The following is a 4,937-nucleotide window of genomic DNA, read 5'->3' on the forward strand; positions in this document are numbered from 1 at the left end:
CCCTGGCCGAGACCGGACACCACCAGCCCCGGCACAAGTTCGGCATAGCCGGCGGTGGCGGCGAGGCCGATGGCGACGGTGCCGGCGACGCCGAGGGCTGAGCCGAGCAGCAGCGTGCTGCGCGTGGCCAGCCGCGTCGCCAGGCGCTCGCCCAGCTGCGTGCCCGCGGCGATGGCGAGCGATGGCACGATGAAGGCCAGGCCGGTCTGCAGCGGGCTGAAGCCCATCACATTCTGGAACAGCACGGTCAGGAAGTAGGGCAGCGCGCCGAAGCTGCCCATGTAGATGAAGGTGATCGACATCCCGGCGACGAGGCTGCGGTTGCGGAACAGGCGCATCGGCATCAGCGGGTCGGCGCTGCGAATCTCGATCCTCACGAAGGCGGCCAGCAGCAGGGCGGACAGCACGGCCGCGACGACGATCGGGGCCGCGGTCCACCCCGCCTCCGGCCCCTGCACCAGGACATAGACCAGCAGCGTGACGCCGGCGGTGGCCGTCAGCGCACCGGGCAGGTCGAAGCTGCGGCGGGACAGAAGCGGCGGGTCGCGGGGGATCACCCCCAGGGCCGCCAGGGCGACGATGCCGGCCAGCGGCACGTTGACGAAGAACACCGCGGACCAGCCGAAGCCGTTGGTCAGCACCCCGCCGAGCAGCGAGCCGAGGGTCAAACCGCTGGCGCCGGCACCGCCCCAGACCGCCAGCGCCCGGTTGCGCCGCGGGCCTTCCTCAAACAGCCGGTTGACCAGCGACAGCGTCGCCGGGAACAGGATCGCCCCGCCGATGCCCTGGACGGCGCGGGCGACGATGATCACGCCGGGGCTCCAGGCCAGCCCACCGACCAGCGAGGAGGCAGCGTAGAGGACGAGGCCGGACACGAACATCCGGCGCTGCCCCAGCAGGTCGGCGGCGCGGCCGCCGAACAGCAGGAAGCCGCCGCAGAACACGGTGTAGGCGCTGACCACCCATTGCAGCGACTGCTCGGAGAAGCCGAGGCCGGCGCCGATCTCCGGCAGGGCCACGAAGACGATGTTGAGGTCGAGCGCGAAGATCAGCTGGGCGAAGGCCAGCAGCGCCAGGCTCCAGCCGAGCGAGCGGTGCCCGGCGGCTGCGGGGGATGCGGACATGGACTGGTCCCTCCATGAGGTTGATTCATCCGACTGTACGCAGAATATCGTACTGTTGAACAGTACTAGAATTCGCGTACAATGAGCCGACACAGCCTTCCCCTCGAAGGTCGACAGTTTGACTGTACGCGTATCATCGCCTATCTATCGGGCATGATCACCCCCCAGCACCCCGACCGGCACCAGATCCGGCTGGAGAACGTCCTGGCCGCGCTGGGCCATCCGATGCGCCTGACCGTGATCCGCGTCCTGGCGGAGGGTGGCGAGCACGCCTGCGGCACGGTGCTGAAGAACGTGTCGAAATCGACCCTGACCCATCACTGGCGGGTGCTGCGCGACAGTGGCGTGATCTGGCAGCGCCCCTCCGGCCGAGAGAACCTGCTGTCGCTGCGCCGGGAAGACCTGGATGCCCGCTTCCCCGGGCTGCTCGATTCGCTGATCAGCGCCGTCCGCACGGAGCCGCCGCAGCCCGGCGCCTGACCCGGTCGCCATGCTTCGAGTCGGGTCGAAGCATCCGGCCCCGACATCGCGGCACCATCAAGCTCCCGCCTGATGGAGACCGTGATGACCACCGATGCCGACATCCGCCGGATCTATGAGCGCTGGCACGAAACCGTGCGGGGCCGCGACCTCGACGGGCTGGTCGCCCTTTATGCCGAGGACGCGGTGCTGGAGACGCCGCTGATCCTGGCGACGCTGCCGGAGCTCGGCACGGGCGTGCTGCGCGGGCGAGAGCCGATCCGGTCCTTCTTCGCCGCCGGGCTGCGCACGCTGCAGAGCGAACTCAGCCGCTGGTATCGCACCGGCACCTTCTATGCCGATGGCCGGCAATTGGTGTGGGAGTATCCGCGCGAGACGCCGGAGGGCGATCAGGTCGACCTGGTCGAGGTGATGGACCTGGCCGGCGGGCTGATCGCCCATCACCGGGTCTATTGGGGCTGGGTCGGCGTCCGGCTGCTGGCGCCGGCGCTGGGCCGGATCGCCTGACCCGGCGCCTCAGGGACCAGATCGACTGCCGCCCGCAGGCTTCCATCCATATGGAAGGGTACCGAATCGTGCTCGTGCACGATCGCCCAGCCCTCCTCCGTCCGGCGCAGGCCCAGGGTGATGCGGAACCACAGGTCGACCTTCACCCCGTCGGTCTTGGTGCCGGTCATCCTGGCGAAGCCGTGGCAGAAGGCGACGTCGCCGTCGGCCGCGATGCGCAGCTCGTGGATCTCATAGCCGATCAGCCCGTCCCAGGTGGCGAACCAGGCGTCCAGCCCCTCGGGTCCCGGATTGTGAACCCGCAGCGGCGGCGCCAGCGAGAACAGAACCGGGTCGGCGGCCCGGCAGGCGATGACGCCGCGAGCATCCTTGCGGCGCAGCGCCGCCGAATGCTCCTCGAGCAGAGCGAGAATCTCGGCTTCGGCTTGGCTGTTCATCTTGATCTCCTCATCCGCGCCCGAGGCATCCGGGCGCCTGTCCGGAGGACGAGGCAATGCCCGTCGATCCGACAGGCCGGCCGGCTTGTGCAACAAAAAGGCCGGCGGAGCCCGTTCGCCGGCCCTTGCCGGCCGGTCAGCGGACCGGCGCGCCGATCGACCACAGCACGCCGAAGGGATCGCGCAGTTGGCCCCAGCGGTCGCCCCAGAACATCGGCTGCAGCGGAGTGACGATCTCGGCCCCCGCCTCCACCGCCCGGTTCCACCATGCATCGGCGTCGTCGACCTGGAGATGCAGCGAGAAGGCCTGCGGCGCCTCCAGCGGATAGCCGTGCTCCGGATACGGGTCGCCCAGCATCACCGAGCCGCCGTTGATGTAGAGATGGATGTGCATGGTACGGCCCTGGTCATCGACCGGCACGCGGCCGACCTCCTCCGCGCCGAACGCCTTCTGGTAGAATTCCGAGGCCTTCACCGCCCCGCCGACATTGAGATAGGGGGCCACGCCGCGGACCTCGGCCCGCGCCTGCATCGCGGCCTCGTTGAACTCGGTCATCCGGTCTCTCCTGCGTTCCGGCCGCGCGGATGCTGCGGGCCTGCCTCAAGGACGAACGGCCCGAGGCGTTTTCGACATCGCCCCCCGAGAAAATTTCCGGGGCTCAGGCTGAGGCCGCGCCGTCCTGCTGCAGGCGGTCGAGATGCATGCGGATATGGGCGGCCTCGGCCGCGGTGTTGGCCAGGGCGATGGCCTGGTTAAAGGCCTCGCGCGCCTCGCCGAAGCGGCCGAGCTGCTGCAGCAGCGCCCCGCGCACCCCGAAGAAGTAGAAGTACCCCGACAGACGCGGCGCTAGCGGCTCGATCAGCTCCAGCGCCGCCTCGGGGCCGCGCAGCTTCGACACGGCGACAGCGCGGTTCAGCGTCACCACCGGCGAGGGCTGCAGCCGCTCCAGCGTGGCGTAGAGCATGTCGATCTGGGCCCAGTCGGTGTCCTTCGCCTCGGCGGCACGCGCATGCAGCGCCGCGATCGCCGCCTGCACCTGGTAGGGGCCGGGGCTGCGGTGGCGGATCGCCTTGTCGATCAGCGCCAGCCCCTCTGCGATCATACCCTGGTTCCAGCGGCTGCGATCCTGGTCCTCCAGCAGCACGATGCTGCCTTCGGCGTCGAACCGCGCCGCCGTGCGCGAATGCTGCAGCAGCATCAGCGCCGCCAGGCCCATGATCTCCGGCTCCGTCGGAAACAGCCGCAGCAGCAGCCGGGCCAGGCGGATCGCCTCGTCGCACAAGGGGGCGCGCAGCGGCGCCTCCTCGCTGTTGGCGGCGGAATAGCCCTCGTTGAACACTAGGTAGATCATGGCGGCGACGAGCGACAAGCGCTGCGCCCGCTCCGGTGCGCCCGGCGCCTCGAACGGCACCCCGGCCTGGCCGACCTTGGCCTTGGCCCGGGTGATGCGCTGCTCCATCGCGCTCTCGCCCACCAGGAAGGCACGGGCGATCTGCTTGACCGAGAGGCCGGAGACGATGCGCAGTGCCAGCGCGATCTGCTGCGTCGCGGGCAGGTCGGGATGGCAGCAGATGAACAGCAGCCGCAGGATGTCGTCGCGATACTCCGCGCCGTCCAGCCGCTCGGCCATGTCGGCCTCGGCGTCCTCCAGGTCGGACAGCAACTCGTCCGGCGGCAGCGGCTCGGTCTTGCGGCCGCGGCGCACGCCGTCGAGGGCGGCGTTGCGGCCGACGAAGATCAGCCAGGCCGCCGGGTCGCGCGGCGGCCCCTTCTGCGGCCAGGTCTTCAGCGCCCGGAGGCAGGCCTCCTGGAAGGCCTCCTCCGCCGTGTCCAGGTCCCGGAAGTAGCGCAGCAACGCGCCGAGGGCCTGAGGGCGGGCAGAGGCGAAGGCCGCGTCGATCCAGGCTAGATCCCCCATTTCTCACACTCCTTACGTCCTGCGTCGCCTTACGGCGAGTCGGATGCGGGGGCGGGACGCGAAAAGCGTAGCGGCACTACGGTCGAGCGGCCCGCGCCCGCAGGCGGCCGCCGCAAGGCGACCCTCCGGGCCGTCGCCCCATGCCGGCAGGGTGCGTCGCCGCGCTTGCCCGATGCGCTGCATCGCGCCGCGCACGGCTTCTGCCCTGCCGGCATGGGGCGATGGCGCAGAACGCAAGGAGTGTGAGAAATGGGGGATACTGTCATGATCCAGCTGTCCCAGGCTTGAAGCGGCGGATCGGGCGGACCTCATAGGTCGCTCCGGGGTTGGCGTCGGAGAGGTCGCGCACGATGGCGAGCACCTCTTCCAGCGACTCGCATTCGAAGGTGTAGAAGCCCAGAAGCTGCTCCTTCGTCTCGGCGAAGGGGCCGTCGATCAGCTCAATCCTACCTTGCTGGCTCCCGGCGCCC

Annotated in this window: 7 protein-coding genes; 2 read left to right on the forward strand and 5 right to left on the reverse strand. The window is 70.0% G+C overall.

The features are described 5' to 3' along the window. On the reverse strand, positions 1-1,124 hold a 1,124-nt coding region (locus ABDW35_RS32145), incomplete at its 3' end, for an MFS transporter (RefSeq protein ID WP_343717921.1). 153 nt (positions 1,125-1,277) lie between these two features. On the opposite strand from ABDW35_RS32145, the gene ABDW35_RS32150 reads away from it, so the two are divergent. Both ABDW35_RS32150 and ABDW35_RS32155 read left to right on the forward strand, forming a co-directional pair. Next, a complete protein-coding gene (locus ABDW35_RS32150; protein ID WP_343717922.1) occupies positions 1,278-1,604 on the forward strand; it encodes a helix-turn-helix transcriptional regulator in 327 nt (108 codons plus the stop codon). A gap of 84 nt (positions 1,605-1,688) precedes the next feature. Beyond that, entirely contained in the window at positions 1,689-2,111 is a 423-nt protein-coding gene (locus ABDW35_RS32155) for a nuclear transport factor 2 family protein (RefSeq protein ID WP_343717923.1), read from the forward strand. Here the strand turns inward: ABDW35_RS32155 and ABDW35_RS32160 are convergent. From ABDW35_RS32160 to ABDW35_RS32175, 4 genes are all read right to left on the reverse strand, one after another. After that, a complete protein-coding gene (locus ABDW35_RS32160) occupies positions 2,054-2,548 on the reverse strand; it encodes a nuclear transport factor 2 family protein (RefSeq protein WP_343717924.1) in 495 nt (164 codons plus the stop codon). The genes ABDW35_RS32155 and ABDW35_RS32160 overlap by 58 nt on opposite strands. A 136-nt stretch (positions 2,549-2,684) precedes the next feature. After that, positions 2,685-3,104 (reverse strand): glyoxalase/bleomycin resistance/extradiol dioxygenase family protein, encoded by a 420-nt coding sequence (locus ABDW35_RS32165; protein ID WP_343717925.1) that lies wholly within the window; start codon positions 3,102-3,104, stop codon positions 2,685-2,687. A gap of 103 nt (positions 3,105-3,207) precedes the next feature. Beyond that, on the reverse strand, positions 3,208-4,467 hold the full coding sequence (locus ABDW35_RS32170) for an RNA polymerase sigma factor (protein WP_343717926.1): 1,260 nt from the start codon (positions 4,465-4,467) through the stop codon (positions 3,208-3,210). 262 nt (positions 4,468-4,729) lie between these two features. Beyond that, a partial coding sequence (locus tag ABDW35_RS32175; RefSeq protein WP_343717927.1) for a YciI family protein occupies positions 4,730-4,937 on the reverse strand: 208 nt, incomplete at its 5' end.

Origin of the sequence: Inquilinus sp., assembly GCF_039594555.1 — a bacterium.
In the GTDB taxonomy this organism is placed as follows: Bacteria; Pseudomonadota; Alphaproteobacteria; order DSM-16000; family Inquilinaceae; genus Inquilinus.

Bases quoted from the DNA above. Each gene is read 5' to 3' on its own strand.
- ABDW35_RS32170 (WP_343717926.1), bottom strand. From the start codon at position 4,467: ATGGGGGATCTAGCCTGGATCGACGCGGCCTTCGCCTCTGCCCGCCCT.
- ABDW35_RS32160 (WP_343717924.1), bottom strand. From the start codon at position 2,548: ATGAACAGCCAAGCCGAAGCCGAGATTCTCGCTCTGCTCGAGGAGCAT.
- ABDW35_RS32150 (WP_343717922.1), top strand. From the start codon at position 1,278: ATGATCACCCCCCAGCACCCCGACCGGCACCAGATCCGGCTGGAGAAC.
- ABDW35_RS32165 (WP_343717925.1), bottom strand. From the start codon at position 3,104: ATGACCGAGTTCAACGAGGCCGCGATGCAGGCGCGGGCCGAGGTCCGC.
- ABDW35_RS32155 (WP_343717923.1), top strand. From the start codon at position 1,689: ATGACCACCGATGCCGACATCCGCCGGATCTATGAGCGCTGGCACGAA.